The organism is Sphingobium baderi, from assembly GCF_001456115.1.
In the GTDB taxonomy this organism is placed as follows: domain Bacteria; phylum Pseudomonadota; class Alphaproteobacteria; order Sphingomonadales; family Sphingomonadaceae; genus Sphingobium; species Sphingobium baderi_A.
Genome location: NZ_CP013264.1, coordinates 3,846,582 through 3,870,949, shown reverse-complemented (window position 1 = coordinate 3,870,949; position 24,368 = coordinate 3,846,582). Strand labels below are relative to the sequence as shown.

At 58.5% G+C, this 24,368-nt stretch carries 22 protein-coding genes and 1 pseudogene; 8 read left to right on the top strand and 15 right to left on the bottom strand.

Translation table 11 applies throughout. The features are described 5' to 3' along the window. Positions 1-477: 477 nt before the first annotated feature. On the bottom strand, positions 478-1,248 hold the full coding sequence (locus ATN00_RS18905) for an enoyl-CoA hydratase-related protein (protein ID WP_062067725.1): 771 nt from the start codon (positions 1,246-1,248) through the stop codon (positions 478-480). A gap of 21 nt (positions 1,249-1,269) precedes the next feature. Then, on the bottom strand, positions 1,270-2,016 hold the full coding sequence (locus ATN00_RS18900) for an SDR family NAD(P)-dependent oxidoreductase (protein ID WP_062067722.1): 747 nt from the start codon (positions 2,014-2,016) through the stop codon (positions 1,270-1,272). A 335-nt stretch (positions 2,017-2,351) separates the two neighbouring features. On the opposite strand from ATN00_RS18900, the gene ATN00_RS18895 reads away from it, so the two are divergent. The 3 genes from ATN00_RS18895 to ATN00_RS18885 are packed head-to-tail and all read left to right on the top strand — an operon-like array spanning position 2,352 to position 5,201. Continuing rightward, positions 2,352-3,434 carry a zinc-binding dehydrogenase gene (locus ATN00_RS18895; RefSeq protein ID WP_062067719.1) on the top strand — a complete coding sequence of 361 codons (1,083 nt, stop codon included), beginning with the start codon at positions 2,352-2,354 and terminating at the stop codon, positions 3,432-3,434. A 14-nt stretch (positions 3,435-3,448) separates the two neighbouring features. Beyond that, on the top strand, positions 3,449-4,702 hold the full coding sequence (locus ATN00_RS18890; protein ID WP_062067716.1) for a cytochrome P450: 1,254 nt from the start codon (positions 3,449-3,451) through the stop codon (positions 4,700-4,702). A gap of 7 nt (positions 4,703-4,709) precedes the next feature. Then, the gene (locus ATN00_RS18885; RefSeq protein WP_062067713.1) at positions 4,710-5,201 is read left to right on the top strand and encodes a flavin reductase family protein; all 492 of its coding nucleotides are present in this window, start codon (positions 4,710-4,712) and stop codon (positions 5,199-5,201) included. A gap of 44 nt (positions 5,202-5,245) precedes the next feature. On the opposite strand, the gene ribB is transcribed toward ATN00_RS18885, so the two are convergent. Both ribB and ATN00_RS18875 read right to left on the bottom strand, forming a co-directional pair. Then, on the bottom strand, positions 5,246-6,382 hold the full coding sequence (gene ribB / locus ATN00_RS18880) for a 3,4-dihydroxy-2-butanone-4-phosphate synthase (RefSeq protein ID WP_062069008.1): 1,137 nt from the start codon (positions 6,380-6,382) through the stop codon (positions 5,246-5,248). A gap of 35 nt (positions 6,383-6,417) precedes the next feature. Then, positions 6,418-8,187 carry a class I adenylate-forming enzyme family protein gene (locus tag ATN00_RS18875; protein ID WP_197413627.1) on the bottom strand — a complete coding sequence of 590 codons (1,770 nt, stop codon included), beginning with the start codon at positions 8,185-8,187 and terminating at the stop codon, positions 6,418-6,420. A gap of 208 nt (positions 8,188-8,395) precedes the next feature. Between ATN00_RS18875 and ATN00_RS18870 the strand changes: the two genes are divergently transcribed. The 4 genes from ATN00_RS18870 to ATN00_RS18855 are packed head-to-tail and all read left to right on the top strand — an operon-like array spanning position 8,396 to position 12,015. Then, positions 8,396-9,505, top strand: a complete 1,110-nt coding sequence (locus tag ATN00_RS18870) for an LLM class flavin-dependent oxidoreductase (protein ID WP_062067707.1) — start codon at positions 8,396-8,398, stop codon at positions 9,503-9,505. A gap of 59 nt (positions 9,506-9,564) precedes the next feature. Beyond that, complete coding sequence (locus ATN00_RS18865; RefSeq protein ID WP_231746335.1) at positions 9,565-10,407, top strand: crotonase/enoyl-CoA hydratase family protein; 843 nt, start codon at positions 9,565-9,567, stop codon at positions 10,405-10,407. A gap of 25 nt (positions 10,408-10,432) precedes the next feature. Beyond that, positions 10,433-11,368: an SMP-30/gluconolactonase/LRE family protein gene (locus tag ATN00_RS18860; protein WP_062067701.1), complete on the top strand. Its 936-nt coding sequence runs from the start codon at positions 10,433-10,435 to the stop codon at positions 11,366-11,368. Between the two features lie 53 nt (positions 11,369-11,421). Next, complete coding sequence (locus ATN00_RS18855; RefSeq protein WP_062067698.1) at positions 11,422-12,015, top strand: TetR/AcrR family transcriptional regulator; 594 nt, start codon at positions 11,422-11,424, stop codon at positions 12,013-12,015. 82 nt (positions 12,016-12,097) lie between these two features. On the opposite strand, the gene ATN00_RS18850 is transcribed toward ATN00_RS18855, so the two are convergent. Further along, positions 12,098-13,237 carry an LLM class flavin-dependent oxidoreductase gene (locus ATN00_RS18850; RefSeq protein WP_062067695.1) on the bottom strand — a complete coding sequence of 380 codons (1,140 nt, stop codon included), beginning with the start codon at positions 13,235-13,237 and terminating at the stop codon, positions 12,098-12,100. Positions 13,238-13,560: 323 nt separating this feature from the next. On the opposite strand from ATN00_RS18850, the gene ATN00_RS18845 reads away from it, so the two are divergent. After that, entirely contained in the window at positions 13,561-14,247 is a 687-nt protein-coding gene (locus ATN00_RS18845; RefSeq protein WP_062067692.1) for a TetR/AcrR family transcriptional regulator, read from the top strand. Positions 14,248-14,366: 119 nt separating this feature from the next. Here ATN00_RS18845 and ATN00_RS18840 read toward each other — a convergent pair whose 3' ends face one another. The 10 genes and pseudogenes from ATN00_RS18840 to ATN00_RS18790 form a co-directional block, all read right to left on the bottom strand. After that, positions 14,367-14,624, bottom strand: coding sequence for a hypothetical protein (locus ATN00_RS18840; RefSeq protein WP_156415311.1), 258 nt, complete (start codon positions 14,622-14,624; stop codon positions 14,367-14,369). Between the two features lie 437 nt (positions 14,625-15,061). Next, positions 15,062-17,353 carry a TonB-dependent receptor gene (locus ATN00_RS18830; protein WP_062067683.1) on the bottom strand — a complete coding sequence of 764 codons (2,292 nt, stop codon included), beginning with the start codon at positions 17,351-17,353 and terminating at the stop codon, positions 15,062-15,064. A gap of 48 nt (positions 17,354-17,401) precedes the next feature. After that, a complete protein-coding gene (locus tag ATN00_RS18825; protein ID WP_062067680.1) occupies positions 17,402-18,592 on the bottom strand; it encodes a DUF1214 domain-containing protein in 1,191 nt (396 codons plus the stop codon). A 277-nt stretch (positions 18,593-18,869) separates the two neighbouring features. Then, positions 18,870-18,983: pseudogene (locus ATN00_RS23015) on the bottom strand (IS3 family transposase); the annotation flags it as partial. A 95-nt stretch (positions 18,984-19,078) separates the two neighbouring features. Beyond that, positions 19,079-19,264 (bottom strand): hypothetical protein, encoded by a 186-nt coding sequence (locus tag ATN00_RS18815; RefSeq protein ID WP_062067673.1) that lies wholly within the window; start codon positions 19,262-19,264, stop codon positions 19,079-19,081. Between the two features lie 22 nt (positions 19,265-19,286). Continuing rightward, the gene (locus ATN00_RS18810; protein ID WP_062067670.1) at positions 19,287-20,099 is read right to left on the bottom strand and encodes a VOC family protein; all 813 of its coding nucleotides are present in this window, start codon (positions 20,097-20,099) and stop codon (positions 19,287-19,289) included. Positions 20,100-20,153: 54 nt separating this feature from the next. Then, a complete protein-coding gene (locus tag ATN00_RS18805) occupies positions 20,154-20,723 on the bottom strand; it encodes a carboxymuconolactone decarboxylase family protein (protein WP_062067667.1) in 570 nt (189 codons plus the stop codon). Between the two features lie 83 nt (positions 20,724-20,806). Beyond that, complete coding sequence (locus ATN00_RS18800; RefSeq protein WP_231746334.1) at positions 20,807-21,874, bottom strand: aromatic ring-hydroxylating oxygenase subunit alpha; 1,068 nt, start codon at positions 21,872-21,874, stop codon at positions 20,807-20,809. A 355-nt stretch (positions 21,875-22,229) separates the two neighbouring features. Then, positions 22,230-23,252, bottom strand: a complete 1,023-nt coding sequence (locus tag ATN00_RS18795) for a helix-turn-helix domain-containing protein (RefSeq protein WP_156415308.1) — start codon at positions 23,250-23,252, stop codon at positions 22,230-22,232. A gap of 51 nt (positions 23,253-23,303) precedes the next feature. Next, entirely contained in the window at positions 23,304-24,107 is an 804-nt protein-coding gene (locus ATN00_RS18790; protein WP_082635261.1) for an SDR family NAD(P)-dependent oxidoreductase, read from the bottom strand. Positions 24,108-24,368: the final 261 nt, after the last annotated feature.

Here is a 24,368-nt window from a genome sequence, read left to right as displayed (position 1 = left end):
CTCCTCACCTGTGTTGTGATTGATTCCCGGCAGAGGACCCTCGCGCCTCACCGGCCACTATGGGAAGGTCCGGAATGCGCGTGCTGATATCGGGATATGACATGCCTGCATGAATGCGCTTTTTCATCCATTCCCTCCTCAACGCCTCATGACATTGTTACGACCCTGTCAGAATCGCGCGCCCATTCCTTGGACGTCTCTATTTTTGAGCCTAACTATAATTAGGTTTCAGTGCAAGAGGAATTGCAAGCCAACCATCAATATGCCCTGGAGGTCGGCGATGCTGAGGGAGTGTCTTTTAAAAAGAAGATTATTTTATGGGTAAAATATTGATATAAAATGGTAAAAATTTTAGATCGAATTTCATTTCGTCGGATGCGTCATGCGCGTCATCGTCGGCTAACGACACAGATGAGCGCGTAATCCTACGGCAAGACATAAAATCATTGTTAGGCTACAATCATTTCACATGAGCCATTAGCGACCGTCCCAGCGCGGCGCACGTTTCTCATCCCATGCCTGGACGGCCTCGTTCCTGTCGCGTGTTTGCGCGTAGGATTCGATAAGCGGATATCTTCGCGTCAATGCCGTAGGCAGGCTGTGCTCCAGTCCATCGAGGGCGGCCTGCTTTCCCGCCTGGGATACCAATGGCGAACAGGCAAGAACCTTATTTTCCCACTCCGAAAGGGCATGGGATAAATCCGCGCGCGCAACACATTGATTGACCAGCCCATAACGCGCCGCGGCGATGGCATCGAGCGGTTCGCTGGCGATAATCATGGCCAGGGCGATATGATGGGGCAATTGCCGAATAGCACGGTGAACCACCCCGCAATGGTCGATTACGCCCACATGCGCCTCCGGCAGGCAAAAATGGGCATCATCGCTCGCGATCAGTATGTCCGCGCACAGGGCCAATTCGAAACCCAGTCCAAGGACATAACCATGCACCCCGCAGATCAGCGGCTTTCGAAGAGGTTTCAGGCGTCCGCCTATGCCTGTCATCCCTCCCCCGAAGGAGAGGCCATTGTGCCCGGTGGGCGGGTCAGACATGTCACCGCCCGCGCAAAATGCTTTTTCGCCAGCACCGGTCAGAATGGCGACCCGGATATCAGGGTCGCCATCGATCCGTTCCCAGGCATCGGCAAGAGCGAGATCCATCTCGTCATTGATGGCATTGAGTGACGACGGCCTGTTAAGCCTGACTTCGGCCGTATGGCCGCGGCGGCGATATTCGATCAATGCCATGGCGCCGGGAAGCCTCTGAAATCAATGGGCCAGCATGCCCGCGTCGACCAGATGCTCCGATCCGGTGATGTAGGATGATTCATCGGATGCAAGGAACAGGACCAGATTGGACACCTCGACAGGATCGGCGATACGTCCCAATGGGATCTGGGCGAGAGCCTCACCGCCGACTTCGTCGGTTGCCTCCACCATCATGGGGGTTTGGATGAAGCCGGGATGGACCGAATTGACCCGAATATTATATTTTCCATATTCCATGGCGGTGGCCTTGGTCATGCCGCGAACCGCGAATTTGCTGGCCACATAGGCAAGGCTGGGAAAGCCGTAATTCGCCGCCATGCCCGCAATGGAAGAGATGTTCACGATGGAGCCATTCGCAGCTTTGACCATCGTTGGAAGAACGGCCTTCATGCCGTAGAATACCGAATGTTGGTTGATCGCGCAGACCAGATCATAACCTTCTTCGGTTAGTTCGACGGTCGGCGCCATAGGCCCCAGGATGCCAGCGTTATTTATGAGGATGTCGATGGTTCCGAATGCATCCAGCGCTTTGGCGACCACATGATCCCAGGCATCGGGCTTGGTCACATCATGTTCCACAAATATCGCCGCTTCACCCAGTTCCCTGGCAAGCGCCTCGCCACCTTCGGCATTCAGATCGGTGAGAACCATCCTGGCCCCCTCGCGCGCGAAAATGCGGGCGTGAGAAGCCCCCATGCCGCGGGCGGCGCCCGTGATAATGGCGACCTTTCCATTGAGGCGTCCCATATGCTCTCCTTTCAAATCGGCTCTTAACCTAATGGTGGTTATACAATAGATAGTCAGATGCAAAGTCAACCACTGCCTTGTCCATGGCCTGCTTACCGTGGTATGACGGACTGCTATAACAATATAATATCTTATAATATTAGTATGTTATGTTACATATGCCTGATGCGGCAGTGCTATGGCCGTGCAAGATGGTCAAATTCGCGGTTGCAAGACAAGGCTAATTTCAGTTAGATTAAATAAATGGTGGGCAAGCGTCAGCGGCGCCCGATGTAAAAAATGGCATAAGATAATCACACGGAGCTGCTTACGCAGCCAGCATGAGAGGATAGGCAATGCACGGTAAAGCCGCAGTGCTCGTCGAAAAAAACCGTCTCGAAACATGGGATGTGGAGGTACGCGCGCCGGAACCGGGCGGGGCGCTCGTTCGTACCATTTTGGGCGGCGTTTGCGGCAGCGACGTGCATATCCTGACAGGCGAAGCGGGAGAAATGCCATTCCCCATCATCCTGGGCCATGAGGGGGTCGGCGAAATCACCCAATTGGGGGCGGGCGTCAGCACGGATTATGCGGGCGTTCCCGTCAAGCCGGGCGATCTGGTCATTTGGTCGCCCATCGCCTTATGCCATCGTTGCTATTCCTGCACTATCCTCGAACAAACACCATGCGAAAACAGCCAGTATTTCGAAGATGCCTCCAAACCCAATTGGGGCAGCTATTCGGATTATGCCTGGCTGCCCAACAACATGCCTTTTTATCGCCTGCCCGATCATGCAAAGCCGGAAGCTATCGCGGCTCTGGGCTGCGCCCTGCCGACCGTGCTGCGCGGGTTCGACCGCTGCGGTCCCGTCCGGTTCGGCGATTCGGTGGTTGTCCAGGGGGCCGGGCCGGTAGGGCTGTCGGCCGTGCTTGTCGCCGCTCAGGCTGGTGCACGCGAAGTCATCGTCATCGATGGAGCGCCAGCCCGTCTCGAAGCGGCGGTCAAGCTGGGCGCAACCGCCACGGTTTCACTCGACCTGTCCCCGGAAGAACGCAAGCGGATGATCTATGATCGTATCGGCAGGCAAGGCCCGGATATCGTCATAGAAGCCGCCGGGGCACTGTCCGCATTTCCGGAAGGCGTGGATATCAGCGGCATACACAGCCGCTACATCATCCTGGGATTGTGGGGCGCGATCGGCACCCAGCCGATTTCGCCGCGTGATCTGACACTCAAGAATCTCACCGTGGGCGGCGCATCCTTTCCCGCGCCTAAAAACTATTATCAGGCGATGCAGTTCGCGGCGCGCGTGCAGGGCGATGTGCCGCTGGCGCAGCTTGTCAGCCACCGCTTCGGCATTAGCCAGGCCGCCGAGGCGCTTCAGGTTACGAAGACCGGGGTCGCGACCAAGGCGGTCATCGATCCTACCATCAGTTAAGCAAGGACATTGGGATGAATACGGATAGCTTGTCTCCGCCATCTGCCAAACATCGCGTCCCTGTTCCGGATCATGTTCCGGCGGCTTTGGTGCGCGAGGTGGATGCTTATGCGCTGGATGGCATCGAGGAAGGCTTCCACGAAGCCTGGAAGCGCGTGCAGCAACCCGACACGCCGCCGCTGATCTGGACGCCGTTCACCGGCGGGCATTGGATCGCCACGCGCGGCGCTCTGATCGATGAAATCTATCGCAGCCCGGATCGCTTCTCCAGCCGGGTCATCTGGGTGCCCCGCGAAGCTGGTGAAGCTTATGAGATGGTCCCGACCAAGATGGACCCGCCCGAACATACGCCCTATCGCAAGGCCATCGACAAGGGGCTGAACCTGGCCCAGATTCGCAAGGTGGAAAGCGATATCCGTGCCGTGGCGGTCGAACTGATCGAAGGTTTCGCCGAGAAGGGACATTGCGATTTCGCCAAGGATTTTGCGGGCGTCTTCCCCGTGAAAGTGTTCCTGGCGCTTGCCGGTCTTCCCATGGAAGATGCCCCCAAACTCAACCTGCTTGCGAACGAGATGACCCGGCCGTCTGGCAACACGCCTGAAGAACAGGGCAAATCGCTGGAAGCCGCCAACAAAGGCTTTTTCGCCTATGTCGCTCCAATTATCGAGGCGCGGCGCGGTAGCGCCGGAGCCGATCTCATCACCCAGATGGTGAACAGTGAGATCAACGGTCAGCCCATGGCGCAGGACAAGGCGCTGGGCCTCGTCTCCCTGTTGCTGCTGGGCGGGCTGGACACTGTCGTCAATTTCCTCAGCTTCATGATGATCTATCTCGCGCGGCATCCCGAGACGGTCGAGGAATTGCGTTCCGACCCTATGAAGCTCCAGCGCGGCGTCGAGGAGATGTTCCGCCGCTTCGGTGTTGTATCGGACGCCCGCTATGTCGCCAGAGACATGGAATTTCAGGGCACCAAGCTCAAGGCCGGGGATCTGGTCCTGCTACCGACGGTTCTCCATGGTCTGGACGATACGCAGCATGAAGACGCCATGACGGTCGATCTGTCGCGTCGCAATGTCGCTCATTCGACTTTCGCGCAGGGGCCGCATCGCTGCGCTGGAATGCATCTGGCCCGGATGGAGGTGCTCGTCACCTTGCAGGAATGGCTGGCCCGCATCCCGCGCTTCACCCTGGCAGAGGGCGCTTCGCCCATCTACCATGCCGGCATTGTTGCGGCCGTGGAAAATGTCCCCTTGGTCTGGGAGGTCTGACGACATCATGACGGTAGAGGCGGACCCTGAGACCTTCCGACGGATACTGGGTCATTATCCAACAGGTGTATGCGCCATAACAGCCATGCAGGCTGACGGAACAGCTGCCGCCATGATCGTCGGTTCCTTCACATCGGTTTCGCTGGCTCCCCCGCTGGTCGCCTTCTTTCCGGACAAGGCGTCATCGAGCTGGCCGAAGATCGAGGCGTGCGGCGGCTTCTGCGTCAATGTGCTGGCGGATGATCAGGAATCGCTGTGCAGGACGCTCGCCTCCAAGGACCCCGCCAAATTCGACAGCGTGCCGCATCATCTTTCCTCCCGCGGCGCGCCTGTTCTGGATGGAGCGCTGGCATGGATCGACTGTTCGTTGCATGCGGTCCATGAAGCGGGGGATCATTATATCGCCATCGGAGAGGTCCATGGCCTCGACATCCATCATCCGGGCGCGCCTCTGCTCTTTCACAAGGGCAGCTATGGGAAGGTCGCCTCTATGCTCTGAAACCATTAACGGGCGGGTAGGACGGCGATTGGTGCCGTCCTTTTTCATGCAGCCGAAGGTGTTCCCGCCGCAGCCTGCGTATCCCGCAGAGGCATGCGATTGACAACTGCCAGGCCGAAACCTTCCAGCGCGGCCAGTTTCGCCTTGCTGGACGTCAGCAAGGTCATCTTGCGGACGCCGAGATCGAGCAGGATTTGCGCTCCGATGCCGTAGTCCCGCGTCGCGTTGGTGTCGTGATAGGTTTTACGGCCGCCCAGTATCCGCTTTGAAATGGAATCCGGGCTTGGATCTCGCACGAACACGGCGACGGCCTGACCGTCATGTGCGGCGATCGCCTGAAGCGCCTGGGGAACATATTCGGGATGGGCCTGCGACCAGCCCAGCATGTCGGCGGTCAGATCAACCTGATGCACGCGGACCAGTGTTTCGCGATCCGGGCGCACCTCGCCCTTGACCAGTGCGACATGCTCGCCGCCGTCCACCAGATTACGGTAGACATGAATGGTGAGGTCGCCGCCATAGAAGCTGTGGAAGGGCGCGCTCGCGACCCTCTCGATCAGCTTCTCCGACCGGCGGCGATAGGCGATGAGGTCGGCTATCGTCCCCACCTTCAATCCATGCTCCTTCGCAAAAACGAGCAGTTCGGGCAGCCTGGCCATCGTCCCGTCATCATTCATCACTTCGCAGATGACCCCGGCGGGCGTCAGGCCAGCGAGCCGGGAAATGTCCACCGCCGCTTCCGTATGGCCCGCGCGCACCAGCACGCCGCCATCCCGCGCCGTCAAGGGGAACACATGACCCGGCGACACGATGTCCGTGGCGGTTTTTGTCGGGTCTACGGCGACCGCGATCGTGTGGGCGCGATCCTGCGCGGAAATGCCGGTCGTGACCCCTTCGCGCGCTTCGATCGAAACCGTGAAGGCGGTGCCATGGCCGGATTGGTTGTTGACCGTCATCGGCGGGAGCTTCAACTGTTCCGCCCGCGCCTGCGTCATCGCGAGGCAAATCAGCCCGCGCGCATGTTTGGCCATGAAGTTTATCTGACGCGGTGTGGCGAACTGCGCCGGAATGATGACATCGCCTTCATTTTCACGGTCATCCGCATCAACCAATATATAGGGGATGCCGTCGATCGCGTCCTGGATGATGTCCTCTATGGAGGAGATGCCTTCGCTGCCCATGTTCATGTCTTTCCATTGTCAATCCGGCCGCAATGTCAGCGCGCGCCCTGCAACGCGGCCAAGCGGGCCAATGCCATTTCCTTCAGAATATTTTTCTGAACCTTGCCCGTGCCGGTCTTGGGCAATTCGGTTTCGGCTATAAACCAGATGTCGCGGGGCAGCTTGTATCCGGCCACCTGCGGCGCAAGCCATGCCAGCATATCTTCCGCCGAAAGATCCGATCCTTCGGCCAGCACGACCCATGCACAGCCGCATTCCCCCCATCGATCGTCGGGCATGCCGATAAAAAAAGCCTGTGCGATTGCAGAATGGGTGGTGACAAGCTGCTCCAGTTCTTTTGGCGAAACCAACTCGCCCCGGCTTTTATAGAGTTCCTTGGAGCGGCCCGTAAGGAACAGATTGCCATCGGGGCGAAACTGCCCGAGATCGCCCGTCCTTAGCCATCCGCCTGGAAGGAAAATCTTCGCGGTTTCGTCGGGACGGCGGAAATAGCCCAGACTGTTCATCGGTCCCCGGGTGCAAAGCTCGCCAGCGGCGCCAGATGGCAGATCGGCGCCGGTGACCGGGTCGATCGTCTTGAATTCGCAAATCCGACCATCCTGTTCCGGGATGCCCGCGACGCCCGCCTGGACAATGCAGCCCTGCGTCTCGGCAACGACATCGATCGGGTCGCCCGGTTGCGTGCAGACGATGGTGGCCGTCGCCTCGGTCTGGCCATAGCTGGTGAAGATCTCCTCACACCCGAATGTCTTCTGAATATCCCGCCATACCCAACTGGGCGTAGGCGCGGCTGCACTATGCACGGCTGTCAGGGACGAGAGGTCGTAGCTTTTAATCTTCGCCTGCTCCATCATGGCGATGGTCATGGTCGGGACACCCATCAGATAGGTGGCGCGATGGCGCTCCGTAGCCGTCAGCAGAGCGTCAGCGTTGAACCGCAGCAATGGAATGATCGCGCCACCGACGATCATGCCGGAGAGCAGGCCCACGACCAGCCCGAACCCATGATAGAGCGGAAGCGAGAATACGGCGCGGCGGCCTTCATCAAAAGCCTGATGATAGGCCCCGGCATAGGCAGCGCGAAGCAGATTGTCATGGGTTTGCATCACCCCTTTTGGCGCGCCCGTCGTACCGGACGTGAACATGATAACCGCGGGATCATGGGCCGCCGCCATCCGCAAGGGCGGTTCGCCAGCCGGCAAGGCTGCGAGGAAATCCTCGGGAAGGTTCGCGTCATATACAAGCCCGCCGCGTAATTCTGGCAAGGCGAGGCAGCGGCCGGTTCGCCATCCGGGTATCTGGGCGTCGAGTTCGAGGTCGTATCTGCGCGACCCGAAGCCCGCCATGCTGACAATCAGGTTACATCCCGCCTCACGCACAACATATTCCAGCTCTTTGGGGCCATAGAGCGTGTTGATCGCGACAGCGACAGCGCCCGCTCGCCAGATCGCGAAGAGGAGGGGGACCGTAATCGGATAGTTGGCCATGAGCAGGCCGACGCGTTCCCCCTGTTGTATGCCCATCGCGCACAGACCCGCGGCAATGCGCCGTGATTGCGCGTCGACGGTCGCATAATCGAGCGTTTCGGCGTCCGTGATGACAAGCGGCCGATCGGCGAAATGATCCAGCGATCGCGTCAGATAGGCATCAAGGGTCATTTCCTGCCAGGCAGGGTGTCGATCAGCCATGGCCTGCCGGCGCGCTGCAACGGACTCACTCACCGCTATGTGTCTCCTATACCTAATTGATATTAAACTGAGCGCTTCCTTGATTTTCGTCAAGACGGTTCGAATATTGTCCTCCATGCTTGCCGCGCGAGTTACTCAGTCCATGCAAAATTCATATTTAAATAATATATTATAAAAAAAGGATAATATTGTAAATATTGACGATCTTCCGCTTTCCGGGACGGCTTCCAGAGCTCGATGGAAAAGATAAAAATATGAGAGAGGGTTGCCAAAGCAACCTAATTTCAATTAGTCTAATTTTCAAGAAGCGGATTTGGAGGTATATATGGAAGTGGGCTTGGGGCTGACGTTCCAGAATTTGAAGGACAGCGTCAGCGATATCGAAGTGTTTCGCCACGAGCTGTCGCTCGCGGCCCGCGCGGAGGGCCAGGGGTTCGATTCCGTCTGGACGCCCGAGCATCACTTCACCGGCTATATGATGACGCCCAATGTTCCCCAGTTCCTGTCATGGGTTGCCGGACAGACGAAAAGCATCAAGCTGGGCACGACGGTAACGGTGCTGCCCTGGCAAAATCCCGTCCGGATCGCTGAAAGCTTCCTGCTGCTCGATCAGCTTTCGGAAGGCCGTGCGATTCTGGGCATTGGTCGGGGTCTGGGAAAGGAAGAGTTCGACGGTTTCGGTGTGCCCATGGGCGAGGCCCGAAAGCGCTTTCGCGAATATGCGGAAGCGTTGCTGGATGCCCTTGAAACCGGCGTCATGGAATATGACGGCGATTATCTGAAGCAGCCGCGTGTGGAACTGCGCCCTCGCCCCTATGCTAGCTACCGTGGACGCGTGTTCGCCTCTGCCGTATCCCCGGAATCGGTGAAGCTGATGGCCAATCTTGACGTCGGCTTGATGATCATCGCGCAAAAGCCCTGGGACAGGGTCGAGGAAGATATTGCGAGTTATCGCGAACGCTTCTTCGCGATGCAGGGCCGTCCAGCGCCCAAGCCGGTCGTCGTCGCATTCGTGGCGGTCAACGAAGATGCGGCCAAGGCACAGGAGATGCGCGACAAATATCTTCTCGAATATGCGCGATCGACCTCATCCTTCTATCAGTTCGGGAACAAGGAATTCGCATCGATCGAAGGCTATGAATATTATGGCGCGCTTGCGAACAGCGTCGAGAAGCACGGTATCGAAAAATTCAATAACTTCCTGGCCGATCTCCAAATCTGGGGCCGCCCGGAAGAAGTTGTGGAAAAGCTTAAGTCCATGGTCGAACGTTTCGGCGTCGGCAGTTTCATCATCTACACCCAGTTTGGCGACATGCCGTTCGAAGTCGGGCGGGAGAATTACGAGCTGTTCGCCCGCAAGGTTTTGCCGCATCTCAAGGATATCGATGTTTCGACCCCGCCGACGGCCCCTTCGGGATTGCAGCCGGTCGCCTGAGCAGATCATTAGGCGGAACGCTGCGATAGACCGGCGCGCAGGAAGGATGAGGAATGAGCATGGCGGAATTGCTTCTCTACGAGGTGCGGGATGGCACTGCCTGGATCACGCTCAATCGCCCGGAAAAGCGCAATGCGCTGAGTGAACCCTTGCAGGAGCAACTCAACGCGTTGCTGTGGGAGGCCGATGAAGACAATCATGTCCATGCGGTTGTTCTTAAAGCTGCCGGGCCGGATTTCTGCTCGGGCTATGACCTCCAGAAATATGATCAGCCTATTCCAGGGCAGGTTGATCATCGCAGAGGTCGAGCGAAGTTTGACGACGATAGCTGGCATCAAGAACGAGCGCAGCGGCTCCGCATGGCGTTGTTCGATATGCACAAGCCGGTCATCGCACAGGTCCATGGCCGCTGCCTTGCGGGAGGAACTGATCTGGCGCTGCTATGCGACATGGTGATCTGCGCGGAAGATGCGCTGTTCGGCTTTCCCCCAGCCCGGTCGCAAGGATCGCTGCCCAGCCATATGTGGCTGTATCTGGTCGGCCCGCAATGGGCAAAGCGCCTGCTCCTCACAGGGGATTCGATCCGTGGTGACGATGCGGCGCGGATCGGACTGGCGCTGAAGGCGGTGCCCGCCGATCAACTGGACGCGGAGGTAGCCGCCCTTGCGGCGCGGCTGGCGATGATCGATGCCGATCTGCTCAGTGCCAACAAGCGGATCGTCAATATCGGCCTTGAGATGATGGGCGCCCGCACCTTGCAGCGCATGGCGGCGGAAATGGATGCCCGCGGGCATCTGGCCGCGAGCCGGACCCGCTTCAACGAAACGGTTCGAACCGAAGGACTCAAGGAAGCGGTGCGCCAACGCGACGAACCTTTCGGCGATCCGGTGGTGAAGCTTTGAACCAGCTGAAAATGAGGATGAGGATATGATGGCAGGTGAAGGCTGGCGTTGCCTTTGGAATGCAAAGGCGATCCTGGGGGAAAGCACCATCTGGGACGACCGCGATGGCTGCATCTATTGGGTGGATATCGAGGCGCCCAGCATCCATTGGTATCATCTGGCCAGCGGGGAAAAAGGAACTTGGAAAACGCCGGTCTGGATTAGCGCCATTGCACCGCGCGCCAGCGGAGGTTTCGTGGCCTCCTGCGCCGATGGTTTCGCCCATGTCGATCCCAAACGGCAAATCTATAATCCGTTCATTCAGCCGATCCCCGACCCGAAGATCGCGCGATTGAACGATGGCGTGACGGACCGGAAAGGGCGCTATTGGTCGGGATCATGCGATTCCAGTCAGTGGGATGAGAGCACAACGGCGGAAGACAAGGAAAGCACACTCGGCAATCTCGATGTCCGCAATACGGGCGAGCTTTACCGTCTGGACGCGAACGGGACCGTCAGCACCCAGGAACGCAATATCGTCACCGCTAACGGTCCCGCTTTCAGCCCTGACGGCAAGACGGCTTATGTGAATGATTCCATGCCGCTGGTCAGTTGGGCCTATGATCTCGCGGACGACGGCACCCTCTCCAATCGGCGCGATTTTCTGACCTTCAAACCGGAAGACGGTTACCCCGACGGCATGGCCGTCGATGTGGAAGGATGCATATGGATGGCTTTCTATGAAAGCTGGATGCTGCGGCGGTTTGCGCCGGATGGCGCGCTGCTGGAGGAGCGCCGCTTGCCAGTGCGGCGCGGCCTGCGCCCGGCTTTTGGCGGAACGGACTATTCCCGTCTATTCCTCATCACTGGCTCACAAGGCTTCACACCCGACGTGTTCGCGCGGCAACCTCTTGCCGGCGGTTTGTTCGAAATTCTCGATCCGCCTGCTGCCGGCGTGCCTAATACGCCTTTCGCCGGATAGGGATTGTATCGACCAAGGGCTGTCTTTTAGCCAGAATCCGGTTATGGGGACTCATGGTACAAGTAGAAAGTGGCCGAACCCGCATTTTGGATTCGGCAGCCGCGATACTCCGGCACAAGGGGCTGGCTGGCGCCAAGTTAAGTGATATTGCCAGGGGAGCGGGGATGCTTGCCCCGAGCATCTATCATCATTTTCCATCCAAGGATCATCTGGTTGAGGAAGTGATGATGGAGGGCATCTATCACAACAACCGGCACATCATGGCGCGGGTCGAAGGGCTGGGGTCTGGGGCTTCCCCCTTGGTGCGTCTACGCGCGGCGATCGTCGCCCATGTCGACTTCCTGCTGGCTGGCGACGATTATTCATCGGCGGTTGCACGTGTATTCGATGATCTGCCTGATGAAATGCGTAAGCGCGTGCTGGCAGCCTACTCCAGCTTTGACAATTATTGGCGCGATCTCATCGTGGCAGCTCAGAAGGATGGCAGCGCCAGCAAAGCCCTGGATGCCACGGTCGTCCGCAAATTTCTGATCGCGATGCTCGATTCCTGCTCATCCTGGTATCGTCCCGGCAAGTTGGGACCGGCCCAGATATCGGAGCAGGCGGCAGACTTGCTGTTATATGGTTTCGCGACGGAGCGTCCCTGACATTCCCTCGGCATTTTGGGAAAGGAGAATGGCGGGAGATCGATGATCTTCCGCCATTCTCATTCTCCAGCGCCTCCCGAAATCAGGCGACGGCAGCCTTGCTTACGGCTTCCCGCGCGCCAGGCAGCTTGACCCGTGGCGCCACTTCCTTGGCGATCAGTTCCAGCGAGTTCCACCAGGGCGAAGGATCGTCATAATAATCATGCGATTCCACCTGTAGTGTTCCCCAGCCGCCACATGCTTCAAACAGGGTGTTGAGCTTGTCGACGACGGTATCGGGCGAACCGACGACAAAGACATTGTTGACGAGAAATTCCAGATCCACATCGGCCGGATCGACGCCACCATCCTTGGCGAAGCCATCCATCATGCCGAACCGCTGCCAGATCGGGATCAGGTAGCGATTGAAGCAATAGCCGATCGGGCCATCCATCACCAAGCGCTTGGCTTCCGCATCGGTGTCGGCGCAAAACACCGTTTGCGACACGGCATGGCGCTGGCGGTCGGGCGTAAAGCCTGCCTTGATGTTGGCTTCGGAATAGATTTCCCAATGGCGTTTGAGCGCATCGAGGCCGGAGAAGATCGATACCGGCTTGAAATTGCGCTCGCCCGCCAGCTTCATCGACGGGGAATTGCTACTGAAGCCGGTGACCGCGATCTCCGGGAAAGCGCCGTTCCAAGGCGAGAAATCGGCGAGCATGTGCTGCTCATCTTCTTCCGTTTCGGCGGGGGCTTCCTCGGGGAAGCCGGCATTCCAGAACTTGCCTTCATGGAAGAAGGGTTCGCGCTTCCAGATCTTTTCCATGATCATGAAGGATTCGCGAACCATCTCATTTAACATCTGCGGTTCAGCGTCTCTGATGCCATGCATGTAGGACGCTTGAGGATAAGCGCCCGCGCCGATCCCCAGGAAATAACGTCCCTCCAGAATTTGCGACAACCAGCCGACCATGATCGCCAGCTTTGTGGGATGCTGGTGCGGCAGGATATGCGCCATCGGGGCGAAACGGATCTGAGTGGTTTGCAGAGCAGCGGCCGCCATGATCAGTTCGGGATTGGGGATATTCTCCCAAATCTGCGATGCATGTTCGGAGATCATCATCGAGGTGAAGCCCGCCTTGTCGCAGGCTATTGAATTTTGCACACCCCATTCGAATGTTTGCCGGGCCGTGCGCCCCGGTCGCATATAGGGGTGGAAGATGAGGCCGGTTTCCATCGCCATGAATTCTCTCCTTTATCAATGCAAGCGTGGCTGCCGTCTTGATGCGGCGTTCAGACCAGAGATCGGCTAACGACGATTAGGGAATAGGCGAATGGCGGAATTTAAGTCAAGTGTAAAATGTGCTTCACAGCAAACTGATTTGGATTGGCGCCCCCTGTCGTGCAGAATCAAGATATGTCTCCCCTTGAATTATGTAGAATATCTTACAATTTGTCGGCATGCCACAGGTGTCGGAAGGGTGACCAATGTACCGCCTGCATCATTTTTGCGGCTGCGAGACGAAGAATCTAAAACGATTGTAATAATCAGGATATGCGGCATCGATGGACGATACACTGACCGACGAAGGGCTCTTCGATAATCTTGACGGAAAAACGCGCCTCATACTGGCTGGCGAAAGATTGTTCGCGAAGGGCGGTATTCAAGGCGTTTCGATGCGCGAGATTGCAGCGCAGGCAGGACAGGGCAATCATGCGGCGGTGCAATATCATTTCGGGTCGCGCGAAGGGCTTGTCCGCGCCATTTTCGATTATCGCATGGAACAGATGGAGGACACACGCCGCGCGATGTTATGGAATGCGGAAGCGGACGGGCGGCTGAAGGATGCCCGCACTATTCTGGAGATCATCCTGTTGCCGCAGCTCGATCTGCACGACGACGATGGCAATCATTCCTATGCCAGCTTTCTCAGTCAATATCTGTTGCAGAGCAGATCGCCGGAATTTGGCGATTTTAGCGGATCAGAGCCGCCCTATTTGACCAGGGCTTTGCAATTGCTGCGGGAACGGGTCGATTATCTGCCGCCGTATGTAGCGCAACGTCGCCTGATCAGTATCAGTCTCATGTTCCTTAATATTTTGGTGCGGCATCATGGCGCGGATGAGATGGCGTTTGGCGAGACGTTTGAGGATGCGTTGGAAGACACGATGGAGCAGATAGTCACCGTCATGTGCATGCCGTTGCGATTGTGCCAGCGGTCATCATTGCATGCTATTCACAAGCTTTCCTGAATGGCGGTCTGCCTCCATTCGTCGGCGCAAAGCTGCCGGTTAATGACTGACTCCTCCCCCGACGCCTAAGCGAAACGCTGGGTAAATGGATGGCGGAAAATGGGAAAGCGAAATCCGTCTCAAAACGGCGACAAAGGGTCCAGACTGTGTGAAAATGAAGCGACCCATATGATCCCCAAGCCGATGGCAGCCTGGTCGTCGCGCAAGAGGTAGTCGGCAGCAAGGGAGCTCAGCATCACGCGGCCCTTGGCCTGTCCCTCGCGAACAACGAGGATAGTGGTTCCGATGATGCCGACTTCATTCGGGCCCTCGACTGCGATAGGCGGCAAGAGGTCGCTCCCTCGATCCAGCGTGCACAGCGCTTCGTAATAGTCCACGGCGACGGTGCCGGAACATCGGCAAGATCTTGCTCAGGCGTTCGACGAGAGGTGCAACAACATCCGTTATGCGCTGGCTGACCTCCTCATCGCCGAAATCCAGGCAGAGGATGCTATAGCCGAAGGACTGGTCTGTATGAGGCACGTCCTGCGGCGCCGAAATCGATTTTCTCGCGTCGGTAGTGTCGATTGGACGGGACGGTAGGGCGTCGCTCACCGCCGTTCTAATGACATCCCCAAAATACACCATTGTGCGCGTGCCGATGAAATCTACGAGGGCCGCAATGTCGGAGTATCGGAGGGCAAGGAAAACTGTCCTCGCCTCAGCGGCCTTGTGCAGGTGCAGTTCTCCGCCATGAGAGAGTTCGCCGCCACTGTCTTCAGTTGGCAGCGAATCCCCGAACATTAAGCAGGTCAAAAGCCTTCAATTCAAAAGGTTAGAAGCTGTAGCGAACCTGCACGCCATACATTCGCGGTTCACCCGGCAAAATCGAGGTGAAGCCCAGCGCGTTTTGGAATGCGGTTCCCGAGTTCGCATACTCTTTCTTAAAAATGTTCCGCACGAACAGCGCGATATCAGCAGGCGATCCGCCTGCCTTGTTCAGTTCCAGCCGCGCATTGGCGAGGCCGTATGACGACTGATACGATTCCACTTCGTTGATGTCGCCGAACTCGACGCGTCCTTGCCAACTGTAATCGAATGTTGCGGCGGCCTCGCCGATCGAAGGAAGCTCCGTTTCATAGCGCACGGTCAGGCCGTATTTGACCTCCGGGGTGAATGAAAAACGGTTGTTGCTGAAATCGCCGCTGACTGTGATGAACTTCTTATACCGTGCATGGTCCCAGCTAAAATAACCGGAGAGGCTAAGGCCGCTCGTTGGTCGCACGATCACTTCCAGCTCTGCGCCATAGATTTCGGTTGAGGCGGCATTCAGAGTTGTCGTGGTAACGCGCTCGGGAATGATCTGCGCCGTCCGCTGCACATCCTTGCCGCTGGAATAGTAGAAGGCGGCGTTCGTGCGGACCGGCACGGACCCAAGCAGCCAATCGCTCTTGATACCGGTTTCGACGTCGGTGACAGTCTCCGGCAGGAATGGCTTCAACTCGGCGAAACTTTCGCTTCCGATATTCAGACCACCAGAACGATACCCTCTTCGGGACACGATATAGAGGAGCGTCTTCGGTGAAACCTGATAGTCCAAGCCGACGGTCCAGGTTGGGGCGCTGAAACTCGCACGGCCAATCGCCAAGCATGGCGTAAGCCCGGCCGGCGTCGCAGCCGTCCGTTCAAATCGACAACCGAGGGAGTCCGCGGGAGAAATTTCGACGCGGCGCTTATCCCAGCTGTAGCGGAATCCGGCGGTCGCCTTCAGGCCTGCAACGCCCGGGATCTCATAAGTGAGCTGAGCGAATAGGGATTCGCTTTCGCTTCTTCCGTAGCCGCCGCTGCTGCGGGGATTTGTAAGGGTATTTATGGGCGCACCGGGACCAAGCGGGATGGGGATGTTGAGCGATGTGCCATATGTGATGTCATCGCCCCACTCACGAAAATAGAATCCGCCAACAATATAACTAAGGGCGCCGTCCAATGCCTTGCCCTGCAGTTGGAGCTCCTCGCTCAGCTGCTGGATGTTCGCGGTCTGGAACGGACGCGAGATCGGCAAGGGACTGCCGTCAAGATCGGTCGTGTCCTGGCTCTTGACCTTGCGCCAGCCGAGCACGTTCTTCAGGGAAATGTCGTCCGAAAGTGTGATGGTGGTACGGTTGGAGATGCCTTGGTTGCGTACCTTGGACGGTCCGACACCGTCCAGCGCCACGCGACGAGGGCTTCTTTCCTTTTGAGCGGCCAATTCGCTAGCGATGTCGCCGAAGGTCCCGCCCGGTCCAAACAACCGGGAAACCACCCCGCCGGGACGTAGCGCTCTTAGATAGACACTTTGGCCGGATGTGCTGCTGTGGTAAAAGTCATAGACGAGCAGGTTCTCGATATCCGGCGTGGGATTGAACTTCACCGAGGCGCGGAAGGATTGGTTATCCACGGCGTCGAGCCGCTTCCCGGTCAGGATATTCTTGGTGAAGCCATCGCGTTTGGCGATCCGTCCGGCTACTCGCACTGCCAGCGTATCGCTCACCGGGAGATTGAACATACCCGTCACCATGCGATGATCGTAGTTACCGTATTCCAATTCGACCGAGCCACCAAAGTCATCGGTTGGCCGATTTGGTTCAAAAAGCATTGCGCCTCCGGTGGTGTTGCGGCCGAATAGCGTGCCCTGCGGGCCCTTCAGTACCTGAACGGAGGAAATGTCGTACAATGATGCATTGAGGCCGTAGGGGCGTGCGATCGGCACCTCCGCAAAATATACACCGACAGCAGCATCGTAGCTGAGACGTGGGAGCAGGTTGCGTTGGCCGCGTATGCCGATAACGACTGTGTCGCGGCGCCCCAGGTTGCCACTAACGGTCAGGCTGGGGATATGCTGACCCAGATCCTGCACCGTCACCACGCTTTGGCTCCGCAGAGCATCACCACTTAAAGCGGTGATCGCCAATGGCACCGATTGCAGTCCTTCATCGCGTCGGCGAGCCTGGACAATGATGTCGGGAATGGCGCCATCCGCCTCGGTAGTTGTCTGCATGGTCGTAGGGGCCGGTGGCTGCGCGGCGCTCGGAAGCGAGACGCTGGCAGCAGCAAGGGCAGCCAACGACGACATTGTCAGCGGATTCATTGAATAGCTCCAGAATATAAGAATAACCGAATAGTTGGCGCGCGGTGGCTACCAGAGCGGTCGCTGCTGATATGCTTCGCGGCGCGCGCGGACGGTGGCGTCGCGCTCGGCAAGCGTCACCTTTGGCGTATCGACTGGAAGATATTTGCGAATATTTTTGATTTTCACGACCTGCGTCGTTGGGATCGGCGTTGCCGAACAGTTCGTCCAGCGGCCTTGAACGGCGCCGCTCTGATAGCCGGCAACGTCCAGCCAATTCGGAACGCCCGGATCCGTCCCGGAAATGACCGCGCGAAACACACCATCGCGATCGACGTGCGCTTGCGCGCGATTGAGGCTCGATTGGTGGTTATACCAATCGGTCGTCTCGTAGATGTCGTTAGTAAGAATGATCGACCAGTAGACGCATTTCTCCGGGACCTTGGCCTCAATGATGAGGGCTTCATCCGGGGCAAGATCATAGGCGCCTTCATAATAGAATTGCCCTTCCAGTCCCGTCATGTTGGTCAGATCGAAGATCTTCATCTTGTTGATGAAGCCATCCTGCCGCAATTGTTCAACATGGTCGACAAAGAAGGTCGCGGCATTGCCGATCATATCGGGAAGCTCTGCCAGGGACGCGCGCATCTCCTCGACTGTGGGCTGCGGCATCGCTGCGGGCACGTCGAGCCGCTCAATCGAGATCGTCGGATCGATCTCCTTCGCCCAGTCCGAACTCATTTGCCGCGTCATCAGCTTGACTGTGCCGGCGTCCAGCTTCCACCATTCGCCGGTATAACCAGCCGGTTTCTCTGCGGAGAGAATGACGTCATAGCGACCCTCGGCATCGCGCTTGAGAGTTTTGAAGTCGTGGTGCGCTCGTGCGCCGGATGGCTTGTTGGTGCGGATCATATCGGGGCCGAGTTCGGCCAGCTTGAAAATATCGACCGTCCCAAGCCGCCCTCGCAGCCGGTAGACGCCTCGCGCGTCGATATCCGCGCTCTTGTATATGGTGTCCGCGTTGGGTTGGAACAAATTGATGAGCAGCCCGATTTCCGGTGTGAAGGACGGGTAGCTTCGATTGCCGGCAAGCGATTTCAGGCCATTGCGAACAGTCGAGGCGATCAACAGCTTCTGCGCGCGCTCCAGCATAATCGGATCGTTGCGGAGCCGCTCCGGCAATTTTGCCGCCATGCGTTGTGCAGCTCTGTCGATGCCGCTTGCAAACTCCTTCCATTCGGAAAATGAATCCGGCGCCATTGCAGGCGTCGTTGCCTCGTTACCCATGGCGGAACTAGACAAGCCTGCTGTCACGATACAAGCAGAGTACATGATTTCTCGAAGCATATTATTATCTCTCCCGACTTCTTTTTTATCCAGTCGCCGATATGACCGACAAACCAGATGTTGAAGAGAAATATATATTCTGTATCGGACATATTATCTCGGATCGGACACGAGTTCTTTGCAATATCAGCATCCGCTAGGTGTTTAGTCCGGGCATTTGATGGGTTGGATTGAGTGCGAGTCATTCAGACTAGGGTATCCACATTTTGCAGATGTATTCGAAGGGCGTGAGGCCCTTGAGCATCTTGTGACAGCGGCCGTAATTGTAGGCGTCGATGAAGTCATGGAGGTGGGCCTCGAGATCTTGGGAGAGCCGTAAATCTTCATAATGCGAAACGGTCTGGCCAGGCTTTGGCCTTTGATTGCCGCTACGTCCGTGAAGGCGAGCAAGGTCCAACGTCAGCAGGTCGGCAACTGCCGTTCGAGCTCACGGCGCACATTATCGCGGCCTATGGCCGGCGTGCACATCGGCACGAGGGGCTGATATTGCGCTTGCGGTGCGAAATAACGCTCGGTCAGCTGGGCGAAATCGGGTGTCGAGGATGCATGGAACGCGTCGAGGAACGACTGGGCGGTGCTGGTCATGAAGATGTGGCCTCTCGTGAAATCAGTCTGCGGTTTCGGTGGCGGCCTGCGCGCTGATCATCTCTCCATCTGCCGTAGCGGGATGGATGAGCAGCGGGATACCGTGGAATGCGCTGCCGAAATAATAAGCGGTGCCGCCGGTCCTGAGTGAACAGGAGTGAATGACCGGCATATCCGCGCCCTCGAGCCGGGCGCGCATCGCCTCGACCGCGTCGGCGGCGATGACTAGCGCGGCGAGTGGCGAAGCAAAATGTTCCGACAGCTCCGAGGGGCCCTCCACCAGCGTGATCCGGTGGTGGCCCGTCACTGCGCGCGTGCCCAAGCCGCGCGGCGCGCATTCGGTGGACTCCATGCCGAAATGATGCGCGAGGTCGGCGGCGGTCCGTTCGATGTCCTCGACCGTGAGCACGACCGATGCGAGCTTGGGAAACGGGGCTTCCTCGAGTTCGCGGAACGGCCCCTGCACCCGCATCTGCGCCTCGTTATCGCCGCGCGTGCAGACCATGAAAGGAACGCCGGCAAACTCCTTGCCATAGAGATATTCGTCGGCGTTGGGCTCGGGCAAGTGGTTGACCACCGCGGGCTCATAGCCGCTCGCCGCCAGAAGCGCGCGCGTGGCCGGCGCATCCTCGACGTCGATGGCGACCTCGATCAGCTTGCCCTGGCTTGCGAAGGGCACCTCGACATGGGGCTGAATGCCCATGATCCCGTGTTCGCCAAACAGCACCGAGAACTCGGTGAATTGTTCGTCGAGCAGCGGGCTCACCAGATCGAGCTTCAGCAGCGCTCTGGCATCGGCCTCAAATGCAGCAAGGTCGTCGATCGCCAGCGCCACACGGCATAATTTGGGTACGTACATTGTTTCCTCGCCAGGTTCCGCGGCTTGCGATTATTCCGCTGCCGACCTCAGTTCGTCGCTGCGCAGGCGGCTGAGCATTTCCTCGTTCACCGGCATAGGGCAGGTGCTGCCGATACCGAGCGTCTTCAGCCCGTGGCCCACGCCCAGCCAGGTCCCGGCCATGATGCAGACGTCGCCGATTTCCGCGGGCGAGAAGTTCGCGTGCATACGCTCCCAGAACGCATCATCGCCGTTCAGCCCGTCGACCTCGTTGTAGAAGCGGTAGGTGAATTCGAGCAGCAGCCGCTCGCGCGCGCTGAAGCCCGGCCAGCCGTAGTCGAAGGCCTCGGCGGCGGTGTAGAGCGCTTCCTCGATCGGCTCGTCCGAGAAGCCCGGCCAGTCGCGCCACATGCGCAGGCTGTTGCAGATCGGGCAGCCGATCATCGCGGTGCCCGGAAAGCGCATAACTTCGCGCTCGCGCGGCGAAAGCGTCGTCTCGGGCGCGTCGTAGATAATGCGGAACATGCGTTTGCGTGCATCGACGAGCATAGGCGTGCCGAGATGATTAAGAATTACGTCGAGAGCTTCCTGACCCTCCGGCACATCGATCCGATACGGCATTTTCTTCTCCTCTTATAATTTATAGTGCGGGCTTCGCAGGGGTGATGGCGTGTCGGACGGCGCAGGACCGGCCGGCACGCGGTTCAGTCTGCGGTGAAGGGCGCGAGGATCTGCTCGATGCGCAAATGCTGCGGAATGTTCTGGGGGCCGATCCGACGGTCAATTTCTTCCTGGTACCAGTAGAGCGCGCGCTCCTGATACCCGAGCAGCAGGCTGCTTACCGCCCCGCTTTCGAGCGAGCGCTGCAGTCGGGGAAAGAGGTGCACGTCCTCGTTCGCAATGGCCTTGACCTGTTCGACCATGGCTTCACGAAAGCCGGGGCCGCGATTGACGTCATCGCGCCAGCCCATGAGCGTAAAGGTCATGACCGTGCGGTTCATGCCGACTGGCCACCAGCTTTGCCAGCCGAACCCGACCGGATCGACCGCGATGAAGCTGTTTGGGAACATCGGCAGCGCGATCGTGTGCGTTCTGAATATCTCGGACGGGCCTTGCGGAATGGCGAGGTCCTTGCCGAAGATTGTGCCGGCGCCGCGCTTGCGCGTGGCAAAGCGAGCATGACCGCCGCGGAACAGCGAAATGTTGAAGCTGCGGCTGTCGAGGTAGGGCGCGATCGATTTCGCATGAATGGTGTTGATGTGGTAGGCCTCGAGGAAGTTGTCGAGCGCCGCCTTCCAGTTACATTCCATCTCGACCGAGATGACTGCGTTCACCACCATGTCCTCGAGTGGAAAGCCTTCCAGTTCGCGGAGCGTCGATGCGAAATATTCCTCCAGCGGCGGGGCATTGCCGTCGAGGTTGATGAAGATCATGCCGCGCATCGTCTCGCAGTGGACGCGCTTCAGCCCGCGCTCCGCCTTGTCAAGGCACTTGAAGTCGCGCTCCTCTGGAACACCGATCAGGCCGCCGTCGAGATCGTAGGACCAGCTGTGATAGGGGCAGACGAACCGTCGGGTTTTGCCCGAATCCTCGACCACCAGGGCTGAGGCGCGGTGGCGGCAGATATTGTGGAAGGCGCGGATCTCGCCACCCTCGCCGCGGCTGACGATGACCGACTGGCCGAGCTGTTCGAACAGCTTGTAGCAGCCGGGTTCGGGGATCTCGCTGGCATGGCCGGCATACAGCCAGGTGCGCGGCCAAAGATGCTTCATTTCCAGATCGTAGAAGTCCTGTTCGACATATCGCCCGACCGGGACGGGTGGCAGGGCGGGAAAGTCTTGGGGATAGTCGGCGCGGCCGCTTTCGCGTTCGCTGTCCTCGCGAATGGACAAAAGGCGTGCATTCAGCATATCGGCTTCCTCGTTATCGATGATCGCCGGGGAGGAGCGCGACCGACGGAGGCGATATGCCGCGTCGGTCTTGATGGTTCAATTGCCTCTCCCGGGGGTGTGACCCTCGTTCGTTCTGTGAGGCAAATTACTGCCGCGCAGCGCGCGTAGCGAGAGCGCCGGAAGCTGGAACAATTTTATTGATCTTTGGATCAGTCCCGGACCTGACCATGCGCTCTCAGGACCATTGGTGGGCGCTGCGGAACTGTCCCGGCGTTATCCCAAACTGCCGCTTGAATGCGTGGATCAGGGCCATGTCGGTGCTGTATCCGGTGCGATGAGCAATCTGAGTGAGCGAGAGCGAGCGCGCACGCAGTAACTCCTTTACCCGGTCCAGCCGCAGCATGCTGAGATACCGGGCGGGCGGCATGCCAGTGGCATCCTTGAACTTAGCGACGAACAGCGTCTTCGACATGCTCGATAGATCGGCGAGGGCGGCGATGGTCCAGGCTCGTTCCGGACATTCGTGCAATGCCTTAACGCTGGCGTAAACGCGGACGAGATCGGGGCTGTCGATCTGGTAGGCCTGTGATCCTTCGCGATAGAAAAACGTCTGTATGTTGCTGATGATGGACGCTTCGATCAGCCGGTGGTTGATCGCCGGCGAGGCAGTGGAAAATGCCCTGGGGTGGTGCGTGATGAGATGTTCCAACTGCATTTGCCACTGCATCTCCTCCTGCGAGAGGCCGCTGATGAACAGGACCTTCGGCAGGATCCGGAAGAGCAGCCGGGCGCGCAGCCCGTCGAGACTGAAAACGAGGTGGCCAATTGAGCATTTCCCGTTCTCGGATGTCGGCCTTATACAGTAGCGCGTGCCATGGCACAGCAGCAGATAATCGCCCTTGCGCGCATGGATGGGTCCAGCGCCGGGAGAGGTGAACTCGACTTCACCGGTGAGGAAATAGAAACCGACGAGCTCGTCCGGCGCCCTGCGGCCGTCCAATACTCCGTCACCGTTTCTGAGCAGCCGGTAGGACGTCTGCTCGACGCGAATGCCCTCCAGCAGATCGGACAGGACCGTGTGATCGCGGATCAACGACTGCGCTGCGTTGAGTTGCGGACGGTCCTCCTCGAACCTCGACCAGGTCTGTGTGTCCACGCTTTCCAATCCCACCAGTGCCCGCTTTTCATTGTTCTCCCCGGCCTTTGCGGGCAGGTGCGCGGCGGGGGTATGGTAGAGTGTAACGCGGACGGGCAGCAAAGGGGAGTCCGCTGTGTGCAGCGGTGGCAGGGCGCTAGCCTGCCTGGCCGATCAGGGGGCGGCCAGGCCCATGTGCTCGGCTAAATCGACGACATGGGCATGGTGCGCGGTCAGCCCGCCATCTATGGCGATGACCTGCCCATTGATGTAGCGCGAATCCTGCGATGCGAGGAACGCGATGAGCGCCGCCGCATCCTGCGGCTCGCCCATCTTGCGCATCGGCATGTGGCGTTCAATGATCGCGAAGATTTCGCCCGCGAACTCGCGCAGATGTGGTGCGCTCACCGGGCCGGGCGCGATGGCATTGCAGCGAATGCCGTCCTTGCCGTGTTGGGTGGCGATATATTGGGTGAGCGAGATTATCGCGGCCTTGGATGCCCCGTAGGCCACCCGCGAGGCGTCTGCCAACAGCCCCGAGCCCGAAGCGGTGTTGATGATCGTACCACCGCCCGCCGCGGCCATCAGCGGTATCGCGCGGCGGCAGCTTAGCATATAACCTGTGAGATTGACCTCCAGCGTCCGGTTCCACGTCTCGAGCGGAATGTCGGTGACGTCGGTGTCGAGCGACATAACCGCGGGACTGGTCAGGGCCGCGTTGTTGACGAGGATGTCGATCCGGCCGAAATGCACATAGGCCGCGTCGATTGCGCGGTTGATCGACGCTTCCTCGCCAATGTCGACGCCGAGGCCCAGCGTGCCTGCGCCTAGCCGCTCTGCGAGTGCTATTGCTCTGTCTTCATCGAGGTCCGCCACCGCGACGAGCGCCCCTTCCTCGATCAGCCGTTCGGCCACTGCGGTTCCAATCCCGCCCGCCCCGCCGGAGACGAACGCTACCTTTTCGCGAAGTCCTCTCATGCACCGTCCCCTTGTCGCCTATAAATAGGCAATTGTCGTTGTCGCTTCCCTGCGCCGGATCGCGCCTGCAGCATGTTAGGTTCTCTGCAGGATCGCATTTCGCGATCCGGCCGCGCGATCCTAAAACCTTGCGGCTCTCGCCACGAGTGGGTTGGAAAATAGATCAGTTTTATTGATCTTTCGATCAGTCTACGAGATTTTTTAACTTGGTTTGCTCCCAGTGGCCTGGCCCGGGTACGGTCGTCGCCAATCGCTTCTGTG